The organism is Paraburkholderia sp. EB58 (genome assembly GCF_050436665.1).
In the GTDB taxonomy this organism is placed as follows: Bacteria; Pseudomonadota; Gammaproteobacteria; order Burkholderiales; family Burkholderiaceae; genus Paraburkholderia.
Map to the genome: position 1 here is coordinate 1 of NZ_JBNDMQ010000036.1, position 26,630 is coordinate 26,630.

The 26,630-nt window shown below is 59.4% G+C and carries 29 protein-coding genes and 4 pseudogenes; 6 read left to right on the forward strand and 27 right to left on the reverse strand.

Annotation, left to right across the window (positions count from 1 at the left end; translation table 11 throughout):
* Together P3T40_RS35600 and P3T40_RS35605 are read right to left on the reverse strand one after the other, a co-directional pair.
* Nucleotides 1-110 (reverse strand): helix-turn-helix domain-containing protein (locus P3T40_RS35600; protein ID WP_429272471.1); only part of this gene is annotated, 110 nt, incomplete at its 3' end.
* Between the two features lie 191 nt (nt 111-301).
* Nucleotides 302-1,606, reverse strand: a complete 1,305-nt coding sequence (locus P3T40_RS35605; RefSeq protein WP_429272396.1) for a LysR family transcriptional regulator — start codon at nt 1,604-1,606, stop codon at nt 302-304.
* Between the two features lie 355 nt (nt 1,607-1,961).
* On the opposite strand from P3T40_RS35605, the gene P3T40_RS35610 reads away from it, so the two are divergent.
* Together P3T40_RS35610 and P3T40_RS35615 are read left to right on the forward strand one after the other, a co-directional pair.
* Complete coding sequence (locus tag P3T40_RS35610; RefSeq protein WP_429272472.1) at nt 1,962-2,507, forward strand: hypothetical protein; 546 nt, start codon at nt 1,962-1,964, stop codon at nt 2,505-2,507.
* A 51-nt stretch (nt 2,508-2,558) separates the two neighbouring features.
* Entirely contained in the window at nt 2,559-3,680 is a 1,122-nt protein-coding gene (locus tag P3T40_RS35615; protein ID WP_429272397.1) for a porin, read from the forward strand.
* Between the two features lie 123 nt (nt 3,681-3,803).
* Here P3T40_RS35615 and P3T40_RS35620 read toward each other — a convergent pair whose 3' ends face one another.
* The 5 genes from P3T40_RS35620 to P3T40_RS35640 form a co-directional block, all read right to left on the reverse strand.
* Nucleotides 3,804-4,493, reverse strand: coding sequence for a substrate-binding domain-containing protein (locus P3T40_RS35620; RefSeq protein ID WP_429272398.1), 690 nt, complete (start codon nt 4,491-4,493; stop codon nt 3,804-3,806).
* Nucleotides 4,494-4,526: 33 nt separating this feature from the next.
* Nucleotides 4,527-5,210, reverse strand: a complete 684-nt coding sequence (gene ligK, locus P3T40_RS35625; protein ID WP_429272399.1) for a 4-carboxy-4-hydroxy-2-oxoadipate aldolase/oxaloacetate decarboxylase — start codon at nt 5,208-5,210, stop codon at nt 4,527-4,529.
* Between the two features lie 2 nt (nt 5,211-5,212).
* Nucleotides 5,213-6,238, reverse strand: coding sequence for an amidohydrolase family protein (locus tag P3T40_RS35630; protein ID WP_429272400.1), 1,026 nt, complete (start codon nt 6,236-6,238; stop codon nt 5,213-5,215).
* A 75-nt stretch (nt 6,239-6,313) separates the two neighbouring features.
* On the reverse strand, nt 6,314-7,663 hold the full coding sequence (locus P3T40_RS35635; protein WP_429272401.1) for an MFS transporter: 1,350 nt from the start codon (nt 7,661-7,663) through the stop codon (nt 6,314-6,316).
* 79 nt (nt 7,664-7,742) lie between these two features.
* Nucleotides 7,743-9,044: a gallate dioxygenase gene (locus P3T40_RS35640; protein ID WP_429272402.1), complete on the reverse strand. Its 1,302-nt coding sequence runs from the start codon at nt 9,042-9,044 to the stop codon at nt 7,743-7,745.
* A gap of 685 nt (nt 9,045-9,729) precedes the next feature.
* On the opposite strand from P3T40_RS35640, the gene P3T40_RS35645 reads away from it, so the two are divergent.
* Nucleotides 9,730-9,891 (forward strand): gamma-glutamylcyclotransferase, encoded by a 162-nt coding sequence (locus P3T40_RS35645; RefSeq protein ID WP_429272403.1) that lies wholly within the window; start codon nt 9,730-9,732, stop codon nt 9,889-9,891.
* On the opposite strand, the gene P3T40_RS35650 is transcribed toward P3T40_RS35645, so the two are convergent.
* From P3T40_RS35650 to P3T40_RS35660, 3 genes are read right to left on the reverse strand one after another with little or no spacing between them, the layout of a single operon-like run.
* A complete protein-coding gene (locus P3T40_RS35650) occupies nt 9,846-10,112 on the reverse strand; it encodes a hypothetical protein (RefSeq protein ID WP_429272477.1) in 267 nt (88 codons plus the stop codon). The two genes, P3T40_RS35645 and P3T40_RS35650, sit on opposite strands and share 46 nt — an antisense overlap.
* Nucleotides 10,105-10,263: a hypothetical protein gene (locus P3T40_RS35655; protein ID WP_429272404.1), complete on the reverse strand. Its 159-nt coding sequence runs from the start codon at nt 10,261-10,263 to the stop codon at nt 10,105-10,107. The genes P3T40_RS35650 and P3T40_RS35655 overlap by 8 nt, the downstream gene beginning before the upstream one ends.
* The gene (locus tag P3T40_RS35660; protein WP_429272405.1) at nt 10,260-10,613 is read right to left on the reverse strand and encodes a hypothetical protein; all 354 of its coding nucleotides are present in this window, start codon (nt 10,611-10,613) and stop codon (nt 10,260-10,262) included. Before P3T40_RS35660 ends, P3T40_RS35655 begins: the two co-directional genes overlap by 4 nt.
* 102 nt (nt 10,614-10,715) lie before the next feature.
* On the opposite strand from P3T40_RS35660, the gene P3T40_RS35665 reads away from it, so the two are divergent.
* Together P3T40_RS35665 and P3T40_RS35670 are read left to right on the forward strand one after the other, a co-directional pair.
* The gene (locus P3T40_RS35665) at nt 10,716-11,543 is read left to right on the forward strand and encodes a hypothetical protein (RefSeq protein WP_429272406.1); all 828 of its coding nucleotides are present in this window, start codon (nt 10,716-10,718) and stop codon (nt 11,541-11,543) included.
* 1,198 nt (nt 11,544-12,741) lie between these two features.
* Nucleotides 12,742-13,929, forward strand: a pseudogene (locus P3T40_RS35670) (tyrosine-type recombinase/integrase).
* 169 nt (nt 13,930-14,098) lie between these two features.
* Here P3T40_RS35670 and P3T40_RS35675 read toward each other — a convergent pair.
* From P3T40_RS35675 to P3T40_RS35755, 17 genes and pseudogenes are all read right to left on the reverse strand, one after another.
* Complete coding sequence (locus P3T40_RS35675; RefSeq protein ID WP_429272478.1) at nt 14,099-14,371, reverse strand: hypothetical protein; 273 nt, start codon at nt 14,369-14,371, stop codon at nt 14,099-14,101.
* 19 nt (nt 14,372-14,390) lie between these two features.
* A pseudogene (locus tag P3T40_RS35680) lies at nt 14,391-14,474 on the reverse strand (helix-turn-helix domain-containing protein); the annotation flags it as partial.
* A 59-nt stretch (nt 14,475-14,533) separates the two neighbouring features.
* Nucleotides 14,534-14,791, reverse strand: a pseudogene (locus tag P3T40_RS35685) (hypothetical protein); the annotation flags it as partial.
* A 4-nt stretch (nt 14,792-14,795) separates the two neighbouring features.
* Entirely contained in the window at nt 14,796-14,984 is a 189-nt protein-coding gene (locus P3T40_RS35690; RefSeq protein ID WP_429272407.1) for a hypothetical protein, read from the reverse strand.
* 112 nt (nt 14,985-15,096) lie between these two features.
* Nucleotides 15,097-15,402, reverse strand: a complete 306-nt coding sequence (locus P3T40_RS35695) for a DoxX family membrane protein (protein WP_429272408.1) — start codon at nt 15,400-15,402, stop codon at nt 15,097-15,099.
* Between the two features lie 258 nt (nt 15,403-15,660).
* Nucleotides 15,661-16,281, reverse strand: a complete 621-nt coding sequence (locus P3T40_RS35700; RefSeq protein WP_429272409.1) for a LysR substrate-binding domain-containing protein — start codon at nt 16,279-16,281, stop codon at nt 15,661-15,663.
* 47 nt (nt 16,282-16,328) lie between these two features.
* Entirely contained in the window at nt 16,329-17,267 is a 939-nt protein-coding gene (locus tag P3T40_RS35705) for a LysR substrate-binding domain-containing protein (RefSeq protein ID WP_429272410.1), read from the reverse strand.
* A 424-nt stretch (nt 17,268-17,691) separates the two neighbouring features.
* The gene (locus P3T40_RS35710; RefSeq protein ID WP_429272411.1) at nt 17,692-17,997 is read right to left on the reverse strand and encodes a carboxymuconolactone decarboxylase family protein; all 306 of its coding nucleotides are present in this window, start codon (nt 17,995-17,997) and stop codon (nt 17,692-17,694) included.
* 666 nt (nt 17,998-18,663) lie between these two features.
* The gene (locus tag P3T40_RS35715; protein WP_429272412.1) at nt 18,664-19,098 is read right to left on the reverse strand and encodes a hypothetical protein; all 435 of its coding nucleotides are present in this window, start codon (nt 19,096-19,098) and stop codon (nt 18,664-18,666) included.
* Nucleotides 19,099-19,865: 767 nt separating this feature from the next.
* Entirely contained in the window at nt 19,866-20,225 is a 360-nt protein-coding gene (locus P3T40_RS35720; RefSeq protein ID WP_429272413.1) for a hypothetical protein, read from the reverse strand.
* Between the two features lie 23 nt (nt 20,226-20,248).
* Nucleotides 20,249-20,371 (reverse strand): hypothetical protein, encoded by a 123-nt coding sequence (locus P3T40_RS35725; RefSeq protein WP_429272414.1) that lies wholly within the window; start codon nt 20,369-20,371, stop codon nt 20,249-20,251.
* Nucleotides 20,372-20,385: 14 nt separating this feature from the next.
* Nucleotides 20,386-20,703: a DUF1275 family protein gene (locus tag P3T40_RS35730; RefSeq protein ID WP_429272415.1), complete on the reverse strand. Its 318-nt coding sequence runs from the start codon at nt 20,701-20,703 to the stop codon at nt 20,386-20,388.
* A gap of 264 nt (nt 20,704-20,967) precedes the next feature.
* Nucleotides 20,968-21,888, reverse strand: a complete 921-nt coding sequence (locus tag P3T40_RS35735; RefSeq protein ID WP_429272416.1) for a glyoxalase — start codon at nt 21,886-21,888, stop codon at nt 20,968-20,970.
* Nucleotides 21,889-21,943: 55 nt separating this feature from the next.
* On the reverse strand, nt 21,944-22,387 hold the full coding sequence (locus tag P3T40_RS35740; protein WP_429272417.1) for a DoxX family protein: 444 nt from the start codon (nt 22,385-22,387) through the stop codon (nt 21,944-21,946).
* A 1-nt stretch (nt 22,388) separates the two neighbouring features.
* Nucleotides 22,389-24,281, reverse strand: a complete 1,893-nt coding sequence (locus P3T40_RS35745) for an amidohydrolase (protein ID WP_429272418.1) — start codon at nt 24,279-24,281, stop codon at nt 22,389-22,391.
* Nucleotides 24,278-24,565 carry a DUF1427 family protein gene (locus P3T40_RS35750; protein WP_429272419.1) on the reverse strand — a complete coding sequence of 96 codons (288 nt, stop codon included), beginning with the start codon at nt 24,563-24,565 and terminating at the stop codon, nt 24,278-24,280. The genes P3T40_RS35745 and P3T40_RS35750 overlap by 4 nt, the downstream gene beginning before the upstream one ends.
* Before the next feature lie 318 nt (nt 24,566-24,883).
* A complete protein-coding gene (locus tag P3T40_RS35755) occupies nt 24,884-25,537 on the reverse strand; it encodes a hydrolase (protein ID WP_429272420.1) in 654 nt (217 codons plus the stop codon).
* Between the two features lie 941 nt (nt 25,538-26,478).
* Between P3T40_RS35755 and P3T40_RS35760 the strand changes: the two are divergent.
* Nucleotides 26,479-26,628: pseudogene (locus P3T40_RS35760) on the forward strand (histidine kinase dimerization/phospho-acceptor domain-containing protein); the annotation flags it as partial.
* Nucleotides 26,629-26,630: the final 2 nt, after the last annotated feature.

Genomic DNA, 26,630 nt, shown 5'->3' on the forward strand with positions numbered 1-26,630 from the left:
GGCCGTCCGAGTGTTCGGGCCATGGCCCGAACACTCGAACCCTGCTGCTTCATGCTTGCAATCGTCATGCGTTCTTCAGGCTGCAATTGTTGGTAGGTTCTTTTTTGCATGTGCGCACCTTACACGAGGAAGGTGTTGCACTTCAAATTTGATCGCGCCCCGGCTCTGATGGTCCACTTTTCGGTGATAAGCTGGGAAAATTAACGACGTGTTGACACGCATCACGGCCTCTGCGCGAGCGGGAACCCGCGCCGCACCACCTCCTCAATTACCGGCCTTTCTGCAGGTCGAAATCGAAGACCTAGCTAATTCGCTCGTCGCTGAAGTGGCGTAAGACACTTGGCCCCGCAAGCTCTGCTACCGCGAGGCGGATTGCATCGATTGACGCACGCGCCGCTGGAGAGGGCGTCCCTTCTGCTCGCGTCGTCAAACCGATGTCGCGCCCCGTGTTATGGAACCGAACATCCAGCACGACGAGTTGACCCGACTCGCACTCGTAATGCAATTGTTGCGCCGACACCGCAGCCACCATGTCGGTACGTAGCAGCAGTCCGCGAATCACCGCGAGATCCGCCGTTTCGACCGTTGGCATGGGCGACTTGAGTTTGGCCCGCCGAAACTGGGAATCGAAAAGAGCGCGTGCCGGTGCGTTGTTGCGCGGCAAAATCCACTGAGCGTGGCGCAGATCCGCGATTGTGAGCCCTCGCGCGTTGGCAAGCGGGTGGTCGCGGCGAGCTAGCGCGACCATGTCTTCGGTCATCAACCGCTCATTCTGCAGGCCGCTCCCGGGCTCGTTGTCACGCAAGGCCCCGAGGATGAAATCGATATCGCCGGCACGCAACCTCGCAACGAGCGTTTCGTAGGCACTCTCGTCAGTCACCACACGCACGCCGGGATGCCGCGTAGTGAGGCGCGCAATCGCGTTGGGAAGGATGAGCGTCCGGCCGAGCGGCAGCGCGCCCACCGTCACCGCGCCCTGGATATTGCCGTGCAGCTCGGCGATATCGTCCGGGACATGACGCAACTCGTTCAATGCTCGTCCTACATGCAGCAGGAAGGTTTCGCCCTCGGTGGTCAGCAGAATGCCGCGCGGGCTTCGATGGAACAGGCGCAAACCCGACCCGCTCTCAAGCACCCGGATCGCGCTGCTCACCGCTGGCTGGCTAATTCCGAACGCGTTTGCCGCGGTTGGCATGTGACGATGGCGCGCCAGCGCGACGAATATCTGCAGCCGCCGTGTGTTCAGGAGATAGGGCGGCAACGTACCTTCCGCAGGAGTACGACGGCGCGCCTGCCTCGCGGCGCTCCATAGAGCCAGCGCCTCGATCTCGGCAAAGATGCGTTCACAGCGTTTGAGTACCGCGCGCCCTGTTGGTGTGGGCAACATGCCGGACGGTTTGCGCTCGAACAGCAGTTCGCCGAGAGCCGTCTCGAGTTCCTTCACCGATCGCGTCACGGCGGACTGCGCACGAAAGAGCTCGGCAGCAGCACGTGTCGCACTACCGGTGTCAGCAACCAGCTTGAACGCACGCAGATGCGCCAGGTTGAGAAGTTCGTTATTGCTCACGGTGACCTGCCCTAGATTGCGAGTTCGTTCTTTTGCCATCTGATCTGTTTATGACCTGAAGATCGTACCGTCTTCGAGCCACGCATCCGCCGAAGCTTCGGCATGCCAACGGAACCTTACACCGTGCGGATTCCAGCAGGATACTCTGCCCGACAGCAAACGCAAAACCGCCTTGAATCGGCACCTTTTTGCGCATCGTGACTGGTTAACCCCAACTTTCGACTAGCTCCCTGTTTTCTATATCCTGGTTCCCGAACCGATCCGGTTCCTTGATCGTCCGGCGCCGGTGACGTATCGAATACAGCATGAGCCTTGCCAAAGACGTTAAGTCCGCGAAAAAGGCTTGGCCATGCGCGCGCTGCGTTTTTATATGAATGACTTGAGGAGACTAAACATGGGTGGCAACTTCAGCGTGAGCGGTAACGACGTCAACAACAGTTCCACGTCGGACGCTTCAGACAAGTCAGATCTAAAGGCAACGCTTCGCGCCGGCGCGGTTGGCGGTGTGACCGGCGCGGTATGTATCTGGATTTACGAGGCGTTGATCTGGGTTGGAGTGCAACACCTGATGCCGCTGGCGGGCATTCCGCGCAATGCCACCGGGCTGGTTTTCGGCAAAGCCTTTCAGGAGGCGCTCGGCATATGGGCCTATTTGCTGGGCACCGCCATTCACTTTATGTTCGCGATTGGCTGGGGGGTCCTGTTTGCGGCGATCTGGCCGTATTTCCGCCGGCGCGGGTATGAAGCGACTTTCATCGCCCTGTTTTACGCGATCATTGCCTGGGTCGCGATGCATGTGGCGATCATGATCGCCGGAGACAATCCCCCCAACTACTACGATCCCGCCGTGATCATTGGCGGCTTCATGTCCCACTTCTGCTTCACCATCCCTCTCGCCCTGACCGTGAAGAGAATGCTCGCATCGAAGCCAGGCGTGTGATCCAGCAAGGCTTGATCTGAAGCTTTAAATAAAAATAACATGAGGCATAAAATGAATCTAAAACGAATAGCAGTACTTATTGTTGTCGCATTGGAACTGAGGCTGGCCGGTCAAGCGCATGCACAGTCGTCCGTCACGTGGTACGGCATACTGGACGAATTCGTGGGCTACCAGTCGACGAAGGTCGCTGGCAAGAGTACGACTCTGGTTGCCCTCGGAAACAATGGGGAACTCACCAGCCGCTGGGGGATACGTGGGTCAGAAGACCTTGGCGGCGGATACCACGCGATCTTCGACCTGGAGAGCGGTTTCGATCCGGGTACGGGCGCCGTACAGAACGCCTACCGGTTCTTCGACAGGCAGGCGTGGGTCGGTGTCGCAGCGCCTCACGGTGAAGTGAGGCTCGGCCGTCAAAACACGCCCATGTTCGCCTGGAGCGGCAATCTGGACGCGTTCAGCGCCGCAACCTACGGCTCCGGCTATAACAACTTTGCCAACTGGCTGGGCCGCGTCGATAACGATATTGCGTACATCTCCCCTAAACTCTACGGCACCCAGGTCGAACTTCACTATTCGGTTGGAGGGCAAGTGGGGACCCAGGCTGGAAATGCGGTCTACCAGGCCGGTGTTCAGTCAAACATTGGACCGGCTTATCTCGCGTTGGCTTATCTGAACGCAGCCAACCCCACGAATAGCGCCCGTGTTCAGGAAATCATGGCGGGCGCCAATTACGACTATGGTTGGGGAAGGCTCTATTTCGGCTTCTTCAGGGCCAATGACATCATCTCCGCGACGACCGGAAACGCCCTGGCTAATCCCGCCGGGAAATACAATCCGGCGACGGGGGTGGTTGGCAACGTAGCAGGCAATTACCACAACACCTACTCATTCTCCGCTGATTACCGCTTCAGCCCGTTCCTGAGCGTGGGTGCAGGATACGCGTTCATCACCGATAGTTCGTCGCTGAACAACACGGCGCGCGAGTTCAGCGCCATTGTCAACTACGATCTCTCAAAGGCGACACGACTTTACGCCGTCGTGTCGAGGCTGAACAACTCCAACACGGCACAGTACAAGATGACGGGCGCCAGCATCACAACCGGCGCGTTCCTGACACCTGATACCGGCCAGAGCGAAGCTGGCACACAGATTGGCATTCGCCACCTGGTCTGAACAAACGTACGCGGCCCGGATAACGAAGATCGTTATCCGGGCGGCAAGATGCTTAGTGTGAGTGTACGACTGTTGCCGTGCAGACGAACTACGGCTTCGAAACTCTCGGCGCAAGGGTGCCGGTCACGCCGGCTCCATCCCATGATCGAACTTGGCACGCGCAGCTGTAGGCGAGGCCAGAAAGGCAAGCAACGCCTTCGCGGTTTCACGCCGCTCGGACACCGCACATACCGCAGCCGAGAAGATCGTAACGATCTGGATTTCAGCCGGCAAAGGACCAATGACATCGATGCCCGGCAAATGCATCAACTCGCTCAGCTGCTGAAACCCTAGCTCGACCTCGCCGCGCGCGATCAGCGTGCCAACCGGCACGCCGGCTGGCGCCTGCACGATGCGCGGCGCGATGGTTTCAGCGATCCTCCACCGCTCGAACAAGCGAATCAGGTGCGTACCGCTGGGCCCCGTCGAATAGCCGATGCTACGCGCAGCCAGGATGGCCTCGCGCAGCGCCGCTTCAGTGCCGATCTCCGGACGCGGCGCTCCGGCGGCGACCGCTATCGCCACCCCGGAACGCGCCAGGTCGACCCGGCTGCCCGGCACGATGCGGCCGTCTGCCATGAGCCCGTCAATCGCGTCGGATCCGAGCACGACGATATCGAAGCGCTCTCCTTCCTGCACGCGCCGAACCGCCGCGATACCGCCGACCGACTCGATGGTTACGTGCTGCCCCACACGCCGCTCGTATTCCTCGACCAACCTGGCTAGCAGCGTACGCGTTGCCATCGAAGAGATGCCGGTTACCGGTTGACTCATGGTTTCTTTCACGGCCATGGTGACTGCCCTTCTTCAATCGATATAGCGCAATCCAGCTTGCCGCAACGGTTCGCGCATGCTGTACATATCGAGGCCAAGCACGCCTGAAGCGAGCTTTGCCCGCTTCTCGCCCTCGAAAGCCTCGCGCGCAGAGGCCTTGTCCAGAACCTTCTGTGCTTGGGCAGCGGGCACTGCGACCACGCCGTCGTCGTCTGCTACGATGACGTCGCCCGGATTCACCAAGGCCCCGGCACAAACCACCGGGATGTTCACGGAACCTAGCGTCGCCTTGACTGTGCCTTTGGCGGAAACGGCTTTGCTCCACGCAGGAAACTTCATCTCTGTCAGCACCTGCACATCGCGCACACCGCCATCGATAATCAGCCCTCGAGCACCGCGGGCCTGGAAGCTCGTCGCGAGCAGGTCGCCGAAGTAGCCATCGGTGCAGTCCGTCGTCACGGCAGCCACGACGATGTCGCCTGGCCGGATCTGCTCCGCTGCAACATGCAGCATCCAGTTATCTCCCGGCTGCAGCAGGACCGTCACGACCGTGCCGCCAGTCCGCGCGCCGACATAGATCGGGCGCATATAGGGCTTCATCAGACCGGTACGGCCCATGGCCTCATGCACGGTCGCCGTTCCGAGCTCACCGAGCTTGGTGGCAACGTCGCCGTCCGCACGTTGAATGTTGCGATACACCACGCCTAGTTCATACATGATTAGCGCTCCTTTCTTTTAAGCGCTGCATCGAGCCGCGGATACACGCGCCGCGCGTTACCCTCGTAGATCTTGTACCGGTCATCGGCATCGATGTGCGCGGCCTCGACATAGCGCTTCGTGTCGTCGAAATAGTGACCCGTCTCCGGATCGATGCCACGCACGGCGCCGATCATTTCGCTGGCAAACAGGATGTTGTCTATGGGAATCACTCGGGTGAGCAGATCGATCCCCGGCTGATGGTAGACACAGGTGTCGAAGAAAACGTTGTTCAGCATATGATCCTTCAGCAACGGCTTCTTCATCTCCTGAGCGAGCCCGCGGAAACGGCCCCAATGATACGGCACTGCGCCGCCACCGTGAGGAATCACAAAGCGCAGCGTGGGGAAATCATGGAACAGGTCCGACGTGAGGCACTGCATGAAGGCAGTCGTATCAGCGTTCAGATAGTGCGCGCCGGTGGTATGGAAGCACGCGTTACAGCTGGTGCTCACATGGATCATGGCAGGGATGTCGTACTCCACCATCTTTTCGTAGATCGGATACCAGTATCGGTCCGACAGTGGCGGGCTGGCCCAGTGACCGCCCGACGGATCCGGATTGAGATTGATCGCAACGTTGCCGTACTGCTCGACGCACTTGACCAGTTCGGGGATGCACGTAGCGGTGTCCACACCGGGGCTTTGCGGCAACATGGCCGCCGGAATGAAATGATCTGGAAAAAGCTGGCTCACGCGATAACACAGCTCGTTGCAGATCGCCGCCCACGTACTGGAGACCCCGAAGTCACCGATGTGATGCGCCATGAAGCTCGCGCGCGGACTGAAGATGGTCAGGTCGAGACCACGCTCCCGCATTAGCCGCAACTGGTTGCCTTCAATCGATTCGCGCAACTCGTCGTCGCTGATCTGCAGTTCGGACACCTTCGGCATCTCGGACGGATTTTTGATGCCCGCCATCTGGCGGTTGCGCCATGCCTCCAACGCCTTCGGCGCGGTGGTGTAATGGCCATGAATGTCGATAATCATCGTCGCTCCAAAAAAATGGGTTCGATTCCTGGCGCAGGGCTACGCGTTCCGCGCGTGCCGTCCACGCCGAGCTTACTAATGTGCTGTCGTCGGCTGCGCAGCCACCTCGCCGACGCGCGTGCGCTGGGCCAGTAGGATGGCGATCGCCGCCAGCGTTGCAGGAATCGCCAGCATCGCCAGAATCGCGCCGAATTGCCATCCGAGCCCGAGCAGCGCTCCGCCGATCGCAGATCCAAAGATGCTGCCGAAGCGTCCCACGCCGAGCATCCAGCTGACGCCCGTTGCACGCGCAACCGTCGGATAGCGGCCGGGCGCAAACGCATTCAAGCCCGTCTGTGCGCCGCTCATGCAGAAGCCCGCGGCGAACACCAGCAAGGTGAGCGACGAAGACAACGCACCGATCCATCCGAGCGCCAGCACGCACAGCGCGCCACCCACGTAAGCAGCACTGATCACCGGTGCCGGCCGGACCTTATCCATGAACCAACCGACGAGAATCGCGCCAACCGTCCCGCCGATCTGGAACATGGCTGTCACGTTGGCTGCCGTGCTGACCGTTAGTCCGGCGTCCTTCATCAGCGTAGGCAGCCAGCCGGTCAGCAGATAGATGACGAGCAGGCCCATGAAATAGGTGACCCAGAGCGCCCCGGTCATGAGGCCATAGCCATGCGAGAACAGCACGCCGAGCGGCTTGCGCGTCGGCAACGGCGGTTCGTTGGAGACAAACGTCTCGTCACCGGCAAACCGCGCGCCGCATACCCGGCCGAGGACAGCGCCAATCCGCGCGGACGGTGCACCGCGCACCGCCAGCAGACGGGCCGATTCCGGCAGCAACCAGACTTGCAGTGGGATCAACACCAACGGCAGCGTGCCACCGAAAATCAGCACCGAGCGCCAGCCATGCTCAGGGATCAGCCAACCGGCGGCAAAACCGATCAGCGCCGAACCCAGGTTGAAACCGGTGAACATAATGGTGATCAGCAACGAGCGCTTGCGCTGAGGGGCGTACTCCGAGAGCAAGGTCGTCGTGTTAGGCATCGCGGCGCCGAGGCCGATGCCTGCCAGCAGTCGCAACAAGGCCATGGTCACCGGCGAGTGAGTGAACGCCGTCATGATCGTGAAAATGCCGAACAGGAAAATGGACGTAATCAATACCCACTTGCGCCCGATGCGATCCGACGCAGGCCCCGCGGCCAAGGCACCGATCACGAGGCCAATCGGCGCCGCGCTCATCACCAGACCGAATGCGGGACGCGAGATGCCCCAGTCGTGAATGATCGAGGGAGCAACAAAACCCATGATGGCCACGTCCATGCCGTCGGTCGTCACGACGAGAAAGCACAGCGCCACCAGTAGCCACTGGTACGGCGAGATTGCTCGCGCGTCGATAAAGACCTTGATATCAATCGTCTTTCCGTTTGCCATCTGTATGCTCCTGTCTCCATGTCCCGACTTATGGCGTGACCACCACCGTAGTTCAAAGGTCCGACGAACCGTCCGCCTCTCAGATCTTCTTTTTCTGTGCACTATCCCAATCAAGCTTTCCTGCCGTTTTGCCCGCCACCGAATACAGCGCGCCGGGCGCATTGCGGGTGCGCTGGAAGGCTTCCAGCGTTTCCCCGCGCATCGCGGCGTAGATGTGCAAATTCGATATTCCGGTCACCGCACCGAGCTTTTCCAGCATGAAGAAGATCACGCCGTAATGCAGCAGGCCACGCCAGTCGCGCCGACGAATGAGGTCACGCTCCTCCTCGCTCAAACCTGCGGTCTCGAAGCTCGCCTCGGGATCGCGCATGAAGGCTGCGCGATGCTCGGGTTCCACCATCCGGTGCAGAAAATCGTTGATCCGGTAAGCCCGTACCGCGGCTTCGATCGTGAACGGGTACGTGCCCTCAAGCCTTTCGATGCCGGCTGTTTGGCTCTCGATGTGGCGCCGGTGACGTTCCACGGACGCGGGGTTAGTATCGCTGTCTTCGCCTTCGTAGATGGCGGTCGCGATGCCTGCCATCGACGGCAGGTAGTAGCTGCGATGCTTGCAGGTGACATTGGCGGACAGCGCGCCGCGCATCGTGAGCCACATGACCACTTCCGCTCCTTCGAAACCACCCAGTTCCGCATATTCTGCAACGGTCATGTCAGCCAGTTGCTCCGGATCGTGCTCGAACAGATCGAGGAAGCGCTGGTCCCATTCGGTATTGTTGAACCCGGCGCGCTCGCCATGTACCTGATGCGACAGACCGCCGGTCGCGAGGATCGCGACTTTAATATCCTCAGGATAACTTTCGATTGCTCGCCTTAGCGCTTTGCCAAGTTTGTAGAAGCGGCGCGCGCTCGGAATGGGCATCTGCAAAACACCCATCTGCAGCGGCACCAGTTTCACGGGCCATTCAGGCTTGTGCGGGCAAAGCATGGACAAGGGCGAAAAGCAGCCGTGATCGAGTGCCTTGTTCTGGAAGAAGGACATGTCGAACTCATCGGCCATAAGCGAGCTGCCGATGTGCGCAGCCAACTCCGGATGCCCTTTGATAGCCGGCAGATCGCGCGCCCCGCCGCCCTCGTCCGCGACTTGCCACTCCGGCCCGACGCCGAGCGCGAATGCGGAATAGTGATCGAAGAAAAACGACGTGACATGGTCGTTGTAGATGGCCAGGATGACGTCGGGTTTTTTCTCGGCGAGCCAGTCTGCGACCGGTGCAAAATTTTCGAAGATCGGCGCCCAAACGGGGTCGTCCCGCTTGTTCTTGTCGAAAGCAAATCCGATGGTGGGCGTGTGCGAGGCGGCGATGCCTCCAATGATCCGTGCCATACCTGAACTCCTTCAAAAACTCATTTGAACCGGCACTCCAGCGTCTACGCCTGCGCTGGCACGAAGTGCGGACGGTAATAGCGATTCGCGCCACCACCTGATTGCCTGTAAGGTAACCAGGTGGTCCACGACTAAAAAGGGCGGGTTAACGAGATGTAATGACCAAAACGCAGGGGTTTTTGGCGCCCTATGGATCGGCGGGCGAACGGGCAAATTCGCTCGAGAGCCCATCCATCAAGGCGATGAAGGATCGTCTTGGAGTTCGGGAAAGACGCATGCACCGACTTGCGGCATTCGCCATACCGATAAACAGATTAGATGGCTTGATAATGAAGTCGCAATCGGACCCGTTGCGCGGGCGGATTGTCGCTTCCCTATCGCCAAAGCGTCTCCCAAACAGGCATTTATCCGAAAAGGCACTGCGATCATACTGTCGCCAGGCCTGAGGAGTTTGGCGCGATAGGCTTTTCTGCCCGGGTCGCCCCGGGCCAGGGCGTTTTAGAACCTTCACATGGCGACGGCAATGCTGACACGACGGGCGATCGACTCGGGCGAATACCTCAACCACTTTGAATCGCTGCCCAACCTTTGGACGAAGGACCGCATCGAGAGCTCACTCGCAGAGACCAAGAGGTCCCGGCCAACGTAAGCGGACGACTTCCGGACCTCCAGCTACGGCTCACTGATGTGGAATCCGATGGTGCATTTCGACCGAAAGCAGGTCGGCACCGTGCACGGCTGGCATCGCAGCTTCTGTCTTTACATGGATAGGCGCGACACGGGACGGGCTCCGATTCGCATTCAAAACGGGCGATCAGTGACCCATAGTCGCTTCACATCCATCTGACGCGCGAAAAACTCCAAGACCGGCAGTCCGAGCGTAACGGGCTCGGGAAACTTGAACAGATCCACCCAAACTGTTCCGCGAGCCGGGCCGTTCACGTTGCGATCGGCCGACTTCATGTGAATGATCCGCTCCCGCATCTGCTCGAGGCGATGGAAATCGTCCCAACACTTTTTTCCCTTCGGCGCCTGGATGTTCAGTGCAGCAGGCAGTATCTCACTCATCTTTTTTCGAAAGCGTTAGTCGACGCTCGACGTCAGCCTTAACCAACCGCTCTTCCGGATCCTTGTACATCTGCACGTGGACGTAGGTGTCCGGGATCGTCTCGTTCGCGAACGCTTCGACTGCCGTATACGCTCCAACCACGCTCGTCATGAAGCATTCGATATAGTGAAATGCATCTGCATCGACAAAGCAAACGTGACATGTTTGCGTAGCCCTTTCCGGATGCCGCTGCCATCCAGGACGGCGCGAGCCTCGACATAGTTCCGATGTGAAATGCTCAAGAACAAAGCCGTCGCGTTCGGAATGTTGAGCGTCAACTGACGTCCATCGTGCACCGGGAACTGTCCGGCCAGCTTTATCAGCGACCCTTTCGCATAGGTCACCTCCGGGCTCCACGGAGGCGTGAATTCCTCCGCAAGTTCTGCCGTTGTCTGAAGCCGCCAGTCCTTCCACAGGGCCAGGTCGATCAGAGCCCCGGACACTTCGTCACGATCAGTCATCGTCTCCCCGTTTCCGCGTTGATACCTTGCTTTCAATGGTGCTTCCGAACCATCATAATGCAACACGATTGAAAAAATGCGGTGTCACGCGAGGGGCGATCGATGGGACAGGCGGCCGAACGAAAAAAGCGCTTCTTTGAACAGCATCCCCGATGCTGCTTTTGCGGCGGCGAAGCAGCAGCAACCACGCAGGATCACTGGCCGCCTCGAAGCTTTTTTGTTGGTCGAATCTGGCCCGAGGATCACGTCTTCCCAGCCTGCGGGCCTTGCAATAGCGCGAGCCGAGTTCACGAGATGCTGTTTGCGATGATCTGCCGCGTCCGCTTCAGCCCCACGCAGGTGGGCGTTAGCGAGGAGGAAGCGCAGAGAGAATGGGAAAGGAATGCTCGAGGCGTTGCACAGGTTCTGCCCGAAAAATACCGTTCAATGCTGCTGTCCGTCACAGAGAAGAGGAGCAGAGCTCGTCCGCTCGGCTTACAGCCAGGCCTCGGCGAGACGTACCGTGATGTTCCCATCATGTCGATCGATCATCCCGAGTTTTATGAGGCCTCTAAGACCGTCGCGCGAAAACTTTTCTGCGCGCTCTACTATCTGCGGACGGGTCGCCCGTTAACGTCACGCGGCGGGATCGTCTTTTTGTGGACATCAAACGCGCATGGGATGGATCAACTTCTGAGCACCGAGAATCTGCGCCCAATACTCGCCCATTTCCCGCCTATTCAGCGCGGCCGCGGCATGCTGAACGACCAGTTTGCATGTGCCTACACCGTGATCGACGCTTATCCACCGTCGGCGCTCTTCGCCGTCCAGCTCAACGATGCCGTCGCAATGATCGGTGCGGTATTCGGCGATATTTCAAGAGTGGGCGTTTTCGACCAAATCCCCGACATCGAGAACCACCAAGTCTTTCCGTATCGTTGGGCAAAATAGCTGAGACTGCGCAATCAAGACGCATAAAACTGCGCGACAAAAACGCCCCATCCGGCATAGCCGGCGATCGTCAAACTTGGTGGGTTAAGTTCATACTCGCTGTCGGGACCGTTGAAGAGCCGCGGCCGGCTCGGCGCGGATGGATGTCCGCTGGATTTTAGAATCGGCCGCAGGGATCACGACGGGTCCGAAAAGCAGCTAAGGGTCGCGAGTGTTAGTTAGCTGATGCAGGAAGCTGCCATCCGGCTGCATCATGAATCAACGAATTCGCACTCCCGACTAACGCTGCATATGTACAGATGATCGAAGACTAGGAGCGGCCTCAGACCCGCCCGCACTGACGCGGTGTTTTTGCTAGATCAAACAATGCGTGGTCCATGCGCCGCCCGGTGTGATAACGTTTTCCTCGATCTTTGTGTGACATCCCTCGCAATCCGGATAGCATTGTCAAAGCTGGCATCCGTGGCAACATGCCTGTTCTCGACGCTCACGAGCCAGCGGTCACCGCTGCAGCACCAGCGAATTCTCTTCTCTTCAACGAGTGGAGCGAACCAACGCCAAATGGAGGCATCCTCAGCGTTTGCGGCCACGGCCGCCTAACTTGGCCCATGTCACTCAGGCGTCGAACAAACCTCAAGATGAAGGCGCGCTCGTCTTTGACAATCGGATGGCCGGTTACGGGACAGAGCCGCCCCCTGAATGTCCGACCGGCGATGCATGTGAGCGGTGAGTTCTAGTCGGTCTCTGTCCATTGACGATGAGCGGCACGCGATCCAGAAAAGGCTGATGTTCGACTGGAGCGAGGTTGAGATTAGCCTTCGTCGGTAGCGGTACCTTAGTCAGATTTTGCATCGTTTGGACAGATGTCAACACGACACCGCGCAAGACTAAAACAAAATACGGGTGATCGCGGTCAGTCGTTCAACCGACCTTGGCGTGACCTACCAATGTCGGCCCGTCGGAGCCGTTGAGACTGTGCCTTCGGAACATTCGCAGGACATGTTTTGCCCTCGCCGATCCGAAATCGGTCTCTATGTTGACTGCGCCATTCGGCGCACTTTCAAGTTTGATCGTGTTCCCTGGATTGGTCAGAATTTTTCAACATCATGGCCATAATGTTGAAAATAGTAGGCCGACACCCGTCTCCCGTTAAGTCTCACCTGCCCGATGCCTCCATCCCCCCGCTCCGACCACGGCCATCGCGCCGGCACCGCTCGATGCGCTGGCGATTCCTGCGACTCTGGACGGACGGGACGGCATGAACCGCACCACTGGCCGCCAGGCGCAGATCGCTGCAACGAATGATCTCAATGCCATCCGCGCGTGGCTCGCCCGCTTCACCGGTACGAAAACCACCTTCGAGAACTACCGCAAGGAAGCTGAACGGCCGCTGCTCTGGTCGATCGTCGAACTGGGTAAGCCGCTCTCCTCGCTCACCCACGAGGACCTGCTGGTCTACCAGCACTTCCTTGCCGATCCGCAGCCATCAGTCCTCTGGGTCGCAGGGGGCGGGCGGAAACATCCACGAACCGACGCCCGCTGGCGCCCGTTCTACGGCCCGCTGTCCCCCGCCAGCCAGCGTCAGGCGATGGTGATCCTGAACGTGATGTTCGCTTGGCTGGTGCAGGCCGGCTATCTCGCCGGTAACCCGCTGTCCCTGTCGCGCCAGCGCACACGCGAGGCGCCACCGCGAATTACCCGCTATCTCGAGCGGGAACTGTGGCAGGAGGTCAAGAGCTACATCGGATCGATGCCGCGCGAGACGGCGCGCGAACGCTTTCACTACAATCGTGTGCGCTGGCTCTTTACCCTGCTCTATCTCGACGGCTTGCGCATCAGTGAAGTCAGCGCCAACACGATGGGACAGTTCTTCAGCCGGCGCGACGCCGCCGGGCGCGATCGCTGGTGGCTCGAGGCAACCGGCAAGGGTGACCGTGAGCGACTGGTGCCGGCGACTGCCGAGATGATGGCGGAGCTCAGCCGCTACCGCCGCACGCATGAGCTATCTGCCCTGCCCGTCCCCGGCGAATCTACGCCCCTGGTGCTGCCCATCGGAGTGGCACGAAAGCCATTGACGCGCGCTGCGCTCCATAAGATTGTGAAGAAGGTTTTCGAGGGCGCTGCGAGCAGCTTGCGTGCGAGCGGCAATTCGAATGAAGAGCGGGTGAATCGCCTTGAGCAGGCATCTGCCCACTGGCTCCGGCATAGCGCGGGTTCCCACATGGCCGACCAGCAGGTGGATCTGCGGCTGGTCCGCGACAATCTGGGCCATGCCTCCCTCACGACGACGAGCCAGTAGCTGCACGTCGACGATGATCGCCTTCACCGCGAAACTGAGGAAAGGTATCGGATCAAATGGTACGTTGGCACCGCGTATGAGGACTAGACGGCGCGTAATCCGGAGGTTAGTCAAAGGTCGGGCCGGGCGCTTTGCCGCGATCAATCGCGTTGTCACGACGCCCGTCTGGCAGCCGGGCGAATTTCAAGTCATTCGTCAATTGCGAAGTCTGGGCAGCCACGACAGCTCACACCTGCACTGCGTGGCATGCACCTGCTCAATATCGGCGGCGTTGATCAGTCTCGTCTCGGCGGCTGCCCATCGCGTTCTTCGCAGACAGGGCCAACTTGCAAAGGTGACCGTGATCGTTTCCAACATTCGTCAGTTCGCGCAACGGATCAGGTGATGCTTCGCATCTTTCCGATTGACCGTTTGGAGTGACGCCGCGCTCTGCCTCGATATTCTCGAGTGCCTTTTGCGCCGCCAAAACGGTCTTGTAGACGGCGACGCAGCTCGCGGATAGCTGCTTGTTCCAGGTCAGCGACAACACGACTCAACGTCGACTTGCCTACGCGGATTTCCCTCGCGGCTTCGTTGAAGCTTCCGTGCGTGACTACGCACGCGAAGTACACAAACTGCTTTGCCTCGATCATGGTCGAGCGACCGCCCGTCTGTCGTGTTATGGTATCTCGCTTACTCCGGTCCCATGCAACGCGAACGCTTCGAAGTCGCGCACGATCGCGCCTACCAGTTCACGGTCGATCGCGTCCTCCTTGAAGGACAGCGTGACATTCAGGTAGCGCTCGGCGTCCGCGTCGATCGACTGGATAAGGTCCTTCGTCAGATCGAGATCCCCGGCCAAGATCGCGCGCTCGTCCATCTCGTCGCGTTCCATCTCGCGACCCTGCTTCTGGCCCTTCTACAGATATTCCTTGATCCCGTCGTGATCGCCGCGTACGCGTATGAGCATCGCCCTACCCCTGCGCCCCGCGCTCCGCCCGTTCGATTCGGAAAAGCAGAGAACTGTGCATGATCGACGGCACCAGATGGCCAACGGCATCGACGGACGCCCGAGCGCTGTCGCAGTCTGTCTGCGTCAGCGTGTGCGCACCGTCGTGGCCGCCATCGAAGTACAGCTTCGTCTCAAGTTCAATCACCGCCATGATAGCTTCCTGTTTCAGATCCATTCCCATCGATGTCAGTCGACCTTGTTCGGTGTTGCCATGAGGTACTGCCCGATCAGTTGCTTTTGCGTGAGCAACTGCGTGCGCCCAGTCAGACAAGCCAATTGGAAACCACGCAGAAGGAGCCGCCCAGTTCGACGATAATCGCCAGCGTCGCCCACAGCGCCTCTGGATGCAGACCGACATGCTCCTGCTCCAGAATGGCGTCATGGAAATGCACGAGCTTGTCGGTGCCCCGATCAGATACGCAGACGCGAGGACGAGCCGCGCCAGCGGCAGCACCCACGACCGTGCCAGCAACGCGGCCGTCCACTTTCGCATTCTCACGATATGCATGAAACAGACGGTGCATGAACGCATGCCGGCGGATGAACTCGACGGTGGTCCACCTATTCATCAAGACGCTCGTACGTTGAGGAGAAGTTTGGATGACATCATCGGTATTGGCCAATTCGAAATACTTGCAAGGCCGATTACTGGCGCTAATCGATCCGACACGTGAAGCGAACCGCGTACCTACCGCGAGATGTCCACGGCTGGACGTTCAGAGCCCGCCCGCGACACGCTTCTTCGGTAACCATTTCAACGAAATCGAAAATCAGCGAATCGCGCTCTTTCAATCGCAGGAACAATTGAACCGACATCGGCTCCATCATTATTGATGAACCGATATTTGATTGTCTGCGGTAATGATGTGAACAGGTTCATCGCACCGGTCACTACTCCCAGTCCCTGTTCGGTCAACGTAGTTCCGACCTGCGACCGCAAGATTTCGTAGACGAAATTTGGCCTGAGGCCGGCGCTTTGGAAATGCGCTACGATCGGGTTGTAGAGCGGAGCATTTGCCGCGCGCCGAGGTGATCAGACGCTCATGCACAAGGTCGACAAGGTTAAGGCAGTCGATATTCGCGAGTCGGTGGTCGCTGCGCACCGACAACGCACGGCTCGATTCGAGCGGTGACTCCATTAGAATCTCCACATCGTTGAGCAAGCTGCCTGCTGGCAAACCAAGACCCAGATCGATACTGTTTCTTTTTGGCGTGACGATTTGCTGCGCCGTGTTCGTCTCGTGGCGCTCAACCGTGATGTCCGGATATAGCGCCTGAAACCGAATCAACGCGAGCGGGATGAACGGCAGATTGGCATCTTCAATGCGGCCAACCGAGATCTTGAAACTCTCATAGCCTGCCCCGTCCCGAGCAATCCGTAGCGCCTGCTCTACTTGCTGGAAGTTGGCATCGACGCTGTCGTGTAGTGTCTCGCCTGCCTGACTCAACGTGACTCCACGCCGATCACGGTTGAGCGGGCGCACCTAAGCGCTGCCTATCGACCAGATGTGCAAGGCGCGGTAGCGCGGGTTTGCGCGCAACGCGCTTCTTCAGCCGCCAGATCGAGAAAGTCGAGTATCAGCGAATTGCGTTCGTTTGTGCGCGACAGCATCTGGACCGTTACGGGCTCGAGGCCGTTGATCTGCCGGTAGTGCAAAGTTTTTGGAAGCGACGAGAACAGGTATGTGGTGCCGATCATTGCGCCGAGCCCTTGTTCGATCAGCCTGACGCCAACTTGTACCTGCGTCGTTTCGTAGATGAAGTTCGGCGTGAAGCCAGCTTGCTTGCAGTGAGTAACGATCGAGTCATAAAGCGGCGGATTGACCGCACGTGCCGAGCCGATCAGTCGCTCCTGCGCAAGATCGCAAAGGTTCAGACAGTCGACGTTTGCCAGCCGGTGATCGCTGCGCATCAACAAGACCCAGTGTGCTTCGAGCAGCGGCTGAACCAGTACGTCGTCGTTGTCTGGCGCAGCGTCGACCAATGCGCCGAAACCGATATCGATATGTTTCTTGGTCAGCGCGGTGATCTGCTGCGCGGGGTTCATCTCGTGGCGCTCTATCGTGATGTCCGGATAGAGTGCCTGCAGCCGAATGAGCGCAGGCGGAATAAATGGCAGATTCGCGTACTCGACCAGACCGATCGAGATCCTGGATTCTCTACAGCCCGCGGCATCCTGCGCCTCACGCAACGCGCGCTCGACCTGAGCAAAGATGGCGTCGGCGCTGTTCCGGAGAGCCTCACCCGACGCGGTCAGCGTTACGCCGCGCCGGTCGCGGTTCAGTAACTGTGCGCCCACCAATTCTTCCAGTTTCGCAATCTGCTGGCTAAGCGCAGATTGCGTTATCGACGCGAGGTCGGCCGCCCGGCCGAAATGGAGTTCCCGCGCAAGAATCGAGAAGTAGCGCAGTTGACGCAATTCAATCGCTTTCATTTGGCTCTCGAGTCGAAGGTCCGTTGTCAGTCCGGCAGATCGCTGCCGTCCGGTGCTTGCGAGTATTGGCTAGGTCGCCACGCCGCCCCCGGCTACCGAACGTAGAAAACGAACGAGGCGCGCCTCTCGCACTCTCAGCCTCGGCGACACAGATTCAGTCGGGCCAAACTCTTGCAAAAAGCACAACCAGAAGCCCTCCACATGTTTTTCAGCCTGAAATCCGGCGTACGGTCTCCGGCCTTGATTTTGTGCCGCCCACCTGACCGCTCGCGATCGGTTCGGCACTCGCGCGCACCATGACCGGATGGATTGCCGGCGCTGCGTTGTCGGGGGATGCTTGCCCGCCTTGAAGTCGGCACTCAAGGCGTCGAGTGTCCCCGCGTCGACATGACACTTCTCCATCGGTTCCTGAGGGCTGGATGAATCACGCGGCAGAGGGCGTACCAGGCGCGTGCTCGGGCTTCGTCCACTCGTTGCCCTCCATGAAAGCGTCGTACGGCGTATGGACGATGTGATTCGTGTAGTTGCTCATGACCTTGGTTGCGACACCGAGAATCACTTCGAGCATGTTGTGGCTTGTATAGCCGGCCGCACGGAAGGCTTCCACTTCCGCGTCCGGAACGAATCCGCGTTCGCGCACGACAATCGTCGCGAAGCGATGCAACGCCTCCAGCTTCGCGTCCGACAACGCCCCGCCGGCGCGAAGCGCGGCGATCACTGCCGGGTCCATCTTGCTTCTTTGCGAGCGTGCTGTGGACCGCCATGCAGTAGTGGCAGTTGTTCTCAAAGTTCGACGTCAGATAGACGACCTGCTGCACGTGAGGCGTGAGTGTGCTTTTCGCAAAGAGATCCCATAGCGCCGTATAGCCGACGAGCAGTTCCGGTGATTCGGCCATGTGCGCGTGGAGGGTCGGTACAAAGCCGAAGGTACGCTTCACTTCTTCAAGGGTGGGCTTCGACGCTACCGGTGCGGTGGCGATCGTGTAGGCTTGGAAGGAATTCATGATCTGCTCCGTTGGTTGACGGTGAGCAGATGATGAAGCGCAAGGCGCTCGAGAAGAAGATGGGCGCTATCGATAACAGTCATTCCCCGCAGGAATGAACCGCGCTGTCAACGCCGCAGATATTCACCGTTCCCTTGATGCGACCGTTGCAGCAGCGCTTCGCGATGTCGGCTTAATCGTCCAGAGCAGCCGTTCGACGCAATCAGCCCGGTTCGACCGCTACGGGTTGCTGGATAGGGGTAGGAAACGGTGATCGCCGTCGCCTCCCTCTGAACCCGGTGCGCAGTTTGCTCGCAACAAAACAGGTCAAGCTTCGCGCGAGCGCCCTGAGACAAAACAATGAGGCTTAGCCCGGCAGAGCTCACAGTGGCTGTCGGCGGCCGAAGAATGAGCTACTGCTGACAGACGACTGCGGTCATGACCATCGGTATCACTTCCTTCACAGTCGCAGGACTTCCCATTTCCCGGATGCGCTCATTGACCGCATCCTGCCATGCCATCACGACTACACCGTATACCGGCTGTGGCGCTTCGCCTCTGCCCTTCTGGATGAACATGTTATCGTTTGGAGAGAATCCGAACACCGCCTGCACTCCAAAGCCGAGCGCAGTGAGATCGCGCTTTGATTGTGGCCGATACACGTTGACTGAGCTTTCCGACACCTCCGTGGGCTTCGATCCGATTTCCTTCGCTGCGACAAACTGCGCAATGAATTCGTGCGGACCCGAGTGACAGTCGAGGCTCGCGTCAAGCTCGTGCGCACAAACTAACCTGGACACGAGCGCGAGACCAATTGCTCCGAGTCGAATCATTCGAAAGGCGTTCATCTGTGCGTTCTCGCTGAACGGCGGCAGTGTGCGGTGACGCAAGCCAGATGTTTCGAACCTGGGTTCTCTTGATCGAGACGGTGGAGGGTGGTTGGGGACTCTCCGGGTACGTGAGCGGCGGGAACGCTCCGGGCACGTCCGAGTCCGGTTCTGCCGTAAGTGAGCTGGGCCTGTCGTTGGAAAAGCAAACTTCGTTTCATGACCACGTCCTCCATGCATCGAAATTTCGATACTCGAAGCGATCAAGCCGACTCGCGACAAATCGTTCGAACCCGACTTCAACATTGATCGTCACATGCGTTATCGATCTTTGGTTTTCAGATATCTTCACTTCAAACTCCTTCGAGATCTCGTTCGGTTACTGCACGAAAACAAATTCGCTGGCCAGGATTACCACCTCCGGATCACGAAGGATGGCGAAATGCTCGATACCAGCGACCCTCTCAAGTCTTGCGTGTCGAGCCAAGTCGACGTAGCCTGGTCTGCGCTCGAATGACGCGACCCTTCGCCGGCAAAAAAAACGGGGCACCACGGCCCCTGATGCTCAACCTGCCTTCAGTGCGCACCCGCGGCGGCGGCGCTTGAACCGCCAGCCTTGCCTTGCTTTGCTTGGTGATCCAGATGAGCGGGATAATGATGACCATGATGATTGCTGCTCCATAGAACACATCATTCAACCCAACATGGCTGCCTGCGTCTGTACCGTGTGATAAAACAACGCATACGATCCTCCTTTCCCCAGACCACGCTGTGAGTGGTAGATCCATCTACGAATCAAACATCGGGTTTGTCGGCCTGGACTGTTGCGTCAGGATCTCATGGTGGACAATCATTCGGTTATTCCATACAACGTTACCGAGCGACGTGCCGATACCGCTAAAGAACACTCGTCCTAACGTGGACAGGCGGCGGCTGGCACCTTTTCGGGCGGCTGGCCTGACAGGATGATCACCGCGAGCGGTGCAAAGAACAGCACCATCGGAATACCTTGCAGCAGGGTCTGCGCCGAGCGAGAGATAAGATTGTGGATCGCCGCCGAACGGGATGTACTTGAGGTCGTCGAAAGGCTTGCGCGGCACGCACGGATTGGCGAGCACCGACCAGTCTTCCTGCCAGCGGTCGAACATCACCTCGGATCGCGTTGCCGCACTCACGGTGCATGACGGGGCCCGGCTGCCGGGGCAGTATCGGCAAACGAACTGCTGCCCGCCGCGAGCGACAGCACGGCGGCGAACACCAACATACGCAGCGACAGGAACCAAACCTGATTCACTGGAGCTCCCGTCTTCACGGCCGTGCGGCCTCTGCTAAGTGCGACCGTACCGCGCACGCGAGCCATGCAAGTGCGGCGCCCGGCAGCAGCATCGCCCAGAATCCGTCTTGCCGGTACCCGGGCGCACTACCGGTCGCGCCCGCACCAAACGCGACGACAGCTGCCAGCATTTTCGCGAAACGCGTTCGCGCCACCTCACGAAATTCGTCGGACACAGGCGGCGACAGCATGTCGAAGACGTCGAGAATCACCTGAGTCACGTTGCCGGTCATCACCGTGTCCGGCACGCCAGGCCGCAGGATCATATGGCTGTGCGCATTCTGGACGCCCAACGCGGTTCCGCCGAGCTCAGTGTGTCGACATAACCGGCAATCGCGGCCAGAACAGTATCTTCGGATTTGATCAGAACCGCGCGGAAAATCCTAACATGGTCGCCTCGCTATCGTACCCGTCGCCTGCAATCCGTTTCCGGCGCCTCTGACGCTGGAATCATCCTGACCCGGAGGCGTCCCGGCGGCAACGTGGCGGGCAATCAAAGGAACCCGGCCGTCCCCGCCTTATTCCCGGGCGGGGACGGTCGGTACGTCGGGCCTGGCTCAGCGCGCGGCCGCATGAATCTCGGCGATGTAACCGCCCGGGAACTGCACGAGCGCGGCGTCGCGACCACCCGAGGTGAACGGCTGCACGAGTACGGTCGCGCCGGCCGCCTGCGCTTTCTTCAGCGTGTCGGCGAGATCCTTCACCTCGTAGCCGGTCAACTCGCGCCCGAACGGGTAAGGCAGATGGCCGTCGGTCACGAGCACGGCGATCTTGCCGAAGCCCGATTCGATCCGGACCCGACGATACGTGTCGGCCGGCCGGCCAATCTCGATGCCCGGCGCCTTGCGGTCATCGGACACGACCTTTCCGTGCGAGAACACGACGAAATCGTGGATGAGCGCGTTCGCGCGCTCCGGCGACACATACACGCGATTTTCCGGCACCGTCTCCAGCGGATCGTAGTGCGGCGCCTGCTTGTGCCAGTACAGTTGCATGTGCACACCACCCGGCCACGCGATCAGCGCATCACGCCCGATCGGATCCGGGAACGTGTCCACGTATACATCAGCACCATGCGCCTTCGCCGACTTCACCGCCGCATCCATGTCGGTCACGAGATAGCCAGTGCGCTCACTGCCGAACGGGTACGGAACCGGCGTCTTGAAGCCAAATACTGACAACGTGCCGGCCGGCGTGAACACGAGCTGCGACATCGTCTGGCTCGGCGTCGGCGTCACCTGGAAGACTCCCTGCTGCGACTTATGGCCGCCAAAGGTCGCGACGAAGCTGTCTGTGAACCTGTCGAAGTCCTCGGGCGCGACGTAGACGTGTGTCGTGTCGTACTGCGGCCCTACGGCCAACGACAGCGCCAACGCGTGCCTGGCTAGCATCGGAGGGGTGGCTAGCGCCAGCGACGAGGTCACGGCGAGCGTGCCCGCGACCAGCGCAGTTACAGCGAGGGAACGGAATTTACGCATGATGTTGAAAGTTCCTCTGTTATGCATGATGGTCAAAGTTCTTCTTTGGGTTCAGCTATTGCTTGCCACGGGACCGGTGTGCGCCGCTGGCCAGATACGTCACGGCAATAAAGGCGGCAATCAGCCCGAGGTGCTCAAAAAAACCGTTCAATGCGATGAAACGTGCATTGCCAGTCAGGCTCCAGAAATGATTGGCGACCAGCATGGCAACGGCGGTCAGTACGGACAGCCCGCCTGCGCCCAGCCAGACAAGCCGGTTGAAAGCCACGCAGAAGGAGCCGCTTAGTTCGACGACAATCGCCAGCGCCGCCCACAGAGCCCCTGGATGCAGGCCGAAACGCTCCTGCTCCAGAATGGCGTCATGGAAGTGCGCGAGCTTGTCGATGCCCCCGATCAGATACGCAGACACGAGGGCGAGCCGCGCCAGCGGCAACACCCACGACCGCGCCAGCAACGCGGCCACCCACGACGGATTTCCCTGTAGCGCGCCTGTCCTCACGTCAGACCGCCCAGCAGGAGCAGCCGAGCGCGCCCCAGAAGCCATGCAGGTCCGAGGTCGGCGCGTCGGCCGTCCACGCGCGGGCATGCGCGTGACCATGCACGCCGCATGCCGTAGCACAACCACACGACGCCGCTGCGACCTGCTGCAGCGCCGTTTCGCCGTTGCCGCTCGCGTTCTTCCACGCGGCGAAACCACCAAAGCGACGCACTGGCGACCAGTCCGGCATCGCGGGCGGCGGTGCGCTGTCGTCGAACGACGCGAATTCATCCGTGCCGTATACCACCTTCCCACCCACCACGGTCAGCAGCGACGTGATATCGGCAATCTCGTCCTCCGCGCACGCAAAGAAGTCGCGGTCTGGGACGATCAGGTCGGCAAACTGACCTGCCTCGATCCGGCCTTTCTTGCCCTCCTCGTTCGAGAACCAGGTCACATATTCGGTCCACATGCGCAGGGCTGTTTCGCGATCAAGGCAGTTCCGCTGCGGATACATCCGCAGACCACCCACCGTCTTGCCCGTCACTAGCCACGACAGCGCTACCCAGGGGTTGTACGACGCAACCCGTGTTGCGTCCGTACCGGCCGAAGTCCGGATTCCCTTCCCCAGCATCTTCGCAACCGGCGGCGTGGCCTCGGCTGCCTTTGCACCGTAACGCTTGACAAAGTACTCTCCCTGGTACGCCATCCGGTGCTGCACCGCGACGCCACCACCCAGCGCAGCGATTCGGTCCATCGACTTCTCGGAAATCGTCTCGGCGTGATCAAAGAACCAGTTGATGCCGGCAAGCGGCACGTCCCTGTTGACCTTCTCGAACACGTCGAGCGCGCGGCCTATCGTTTCGTCATAGGTCGCATGCATACGCCACGGCCAACGGTTCTCCGCCAGTACGCGCACGACTTCTTCCAGCTCTCCCTCCATCTGCGGGGGCATATCCGGACGCGCGACACGGAAGTCCTCGAAGTCCGCCGCCGAGAACACCAGCATCTCGCCTGCGCCGTTGTGGCGGAAGTAATCGTCACCCTGCTTGTACTTCGACGTCTTCGTCCAGTTCAGGAAGTCTTCCTTCTCCGCCTTCGGCTTCTGCGTGAACAGGTTGTATGCGAGACGGATCGTCAACTGGCCCTCGTCGGACAGTTTTTGGATAACCTCGTAATCTTCCGGATAGTTCTGGGAGCCGCCGCCCGCGTCGATCGCACCGGTCACGCCCAACCGGTTAAGTTCGCGCATGAAGTGGCGTGTCGAATTCACCTGATAGTCGAACGGCAGCTTCGGACCCTTCGCCAGCGTCGCGTACAGGATCGATGCATTCGGCTGCGCGAGCAGTAGGCCGGTTGGATTGCCGGCGCTGTCTCTCATGATCTGTCCTCCCGGGGGCTCCGGGGTGTCCTTCGTGTAGCCGACCACACGCAGAGCCGCCGCATTCAGTAGCGCGCGATCGTACAAATGCAGAATGAACACGGGTGTATCGGGCGCAACCGCGTTCAGTTCTTCGATCGTCGGCAAGCGTTTCTCGTCGAATTGATGCTCGGTGAATCCACCCACCACGCGCACCCATTGCGGCGCCGGAGTGACGGCAACCTGGTCGCGCAGCATGTCCATCGCGGTGGCAAGGGAGTGCACGCCATCCCAACGCAGTTCCATGTTGAAGTTCAGTCCGCCGCGAATGATGTGAGTGTGGTTGTCGATCAGCCCGGGCAATACTCTGCGGCCCTTCAGGTCGATCACCCGGGTTGATGTTCTTGCGAGCAGCAGGACCTCGACGTCGGTGCCCACCGCAGCAAACTTGCCATCCTTGATCGCAACAGCAGTTGCCGTGGGGTTCGAACGATCCAGCGTCGTAACCCGGCCGTTGTAGAGGATCAGGTCCGGCTGAGTAATGGTAAAGCTCATGAGTGTTCCTCCTCGTTGCCAACAAGCCCCCGGTCTGCCGGCAACACGGCATGACCCGACCGGGTGCTGGAAAGACGACCGGTTCCGCTCGCCTGATGTGCCGGGACCGGTGGTGTCGGATAACCCAACAACTGCCTCGCGGAAGGAATCGCCTGCTCGCCGATCAGCATGCCCAGCAGACCCAGCAGTGCGATAAGCGGAGGCGCGGGCGAACGCACATTGATCAGGCTATAGATAATGCCAACCAGGATGCCGGCGCCTAGCGATAACAGATAGAGTTTCATTGGTCCTGTCCTGACGTCGAAGTATCGGATTGAAGCGCGCCAGTCGCTCGAGTAAATTGCGCAAAGCGGCGAGATCGAATGGCTGAATCGTCAATCGAAGACCCTGGCAAACTACGACTATTCACAAGCGAAAACAAATAGGATAACGAATTTAATAACGCGGATCGGACAATTTGCCAAAACTATCGTTATCCTGAATATACATTGGTCGTCGTGTTGCCAATCGCTGTCACCGGCCAACCTGTACTGCGGGTGTCGCCACCCGCTCTACCGCCGGCGATAATCGACCAAGGCCGAGCGGGTATGACAAATTTTTTTTCAGTGTCCCTCGGAACCGCCGAACATCGTCTTTGCATAGATCAGGCCTAGTCCGTAACCGCCGCCATGCGCTACCGAAGTTTTGACTGTTTCATTGTAGGTTTCGGTCCGAGCCCAATCGCGTTGCAGTTCGAGCAAATACTGCAGCGACGTCATCGGGCGTGCGCCCTGTTGGACGAGTCGATCTATCGCGCGCTGATGCGCTTCGTCCGAAACATCACCGCACGCATCAGTGATCACGTACACCTCAAAGCCCTGATCAAGCGCCGAAAGCGCCGGCCCGACGATACAGACGCTGGTCCAGAGACCTGCCATCACGAGGCGTGATTTTCCGATTTCGTTTACGCGAGCCGTGATGCGAGGGTCTTCCCACGTATTCATAGAAGTCCGATCGATCACCTCATGGCCAGGAAATGTCGAGCTGATTTCTTCGAAAATCGGACCCGAGAAGGTCTTTTCTGCGACGGTAGTCAGAATCGTCGACACGCCAAACTCGCGGGCCGTCTTCGCGACCAATGCGACGTTGTTGCGCAGAAGAACCGGATCGATCGACTTCGTCGCGAATGCCATCTGCGACTGATGGTCGATCATGATCAACGTGTGATCGTTAGGGGACAAAAGGGTCTTTCCGGGCTTCGCTTGTGCTTGGATCATCTTCAATACTCCAGTCGGTTGGGAATGCGCGAAATGCATCGGTTGCGCGGTTTTTTGCGATCTCTAGCATGCACCCTCGTGAGGTCACATCCATTTCCGAATTCTCACGATACGCATGAAACAGACGGTGCATGAACGCATGCCGGCGGATGAACTCGACGGTGGTCCACCTATTCATCAAGCCGCTCATGCGTTGAGGAGAAGTTTGGATGACATCATCGGTATTGGCCAATTCGAAATACTTGCAAGGCCGATTACTGGCGCTAATCGATCCGACACGTGAAGCGAACCGCGTACCTATCGCGAGATGCGCCCGGCTGGAGGTTCGGAGCTTGTCAACGCGTTTGCGTACCGTTTCGTACCGTGTGGACGCAGTCGGGCGAGCGCGACGCGGGCAAAGGGGAGCGCCTGTTGGCGCGGTCCATTTCATACCCTTCTACGATACGACTCTGCGCCCGCTCGGATTTTCGGACAACAGCCACAGGACGGTTCTTGTCTACGGCTTTTTGAGATGCCTCTGGCGGCGCCGCCACTCGTCGATCGACGTTCACAGTGTCGTAGTTGGCCCGTCCAATCGTCCGGTCACAACCGGGTCGTCGTAATATAGAAAACCTCGACGCTTCTTCCTAATGAGGGGCGTCGCTGCTGCAACGCTTTACCAACCAAACTTGACCCAAATAGTCTCGCAGACGCTCACCACGCCCGCTCTTAACGAATGCAGCTCCGGGTGGTTTGGTATCACCGCCTGATCGGCGAAACCGAGGGGCCAACCCTCATCACGGATACAGCATGTACAGCGACCTCCTGTCGCTTTCCTTGTTGGCACGCCGACACGTATCCTGACGCGGGGGAGTGTTTGAACATGGGCAATCTTGAATCGAAATCGGTGCCGCTACTGCCACGGCTTTCGCTGGGCTAGGCGCCGAAGTGACGATCTCGTCATGAGCCGCGTGACTGCGCTCGGCGAGCTGAGCGCATCCATTGCACACGAAGTCAACCAGCCTCTGGCAGCTATCGCTACCAGCGGTGAGGCCTGTTTACGCTCGCCGCAACCGGACGAAGTGCGGGCCTGCGTGCAGAACATGGTGGCCAA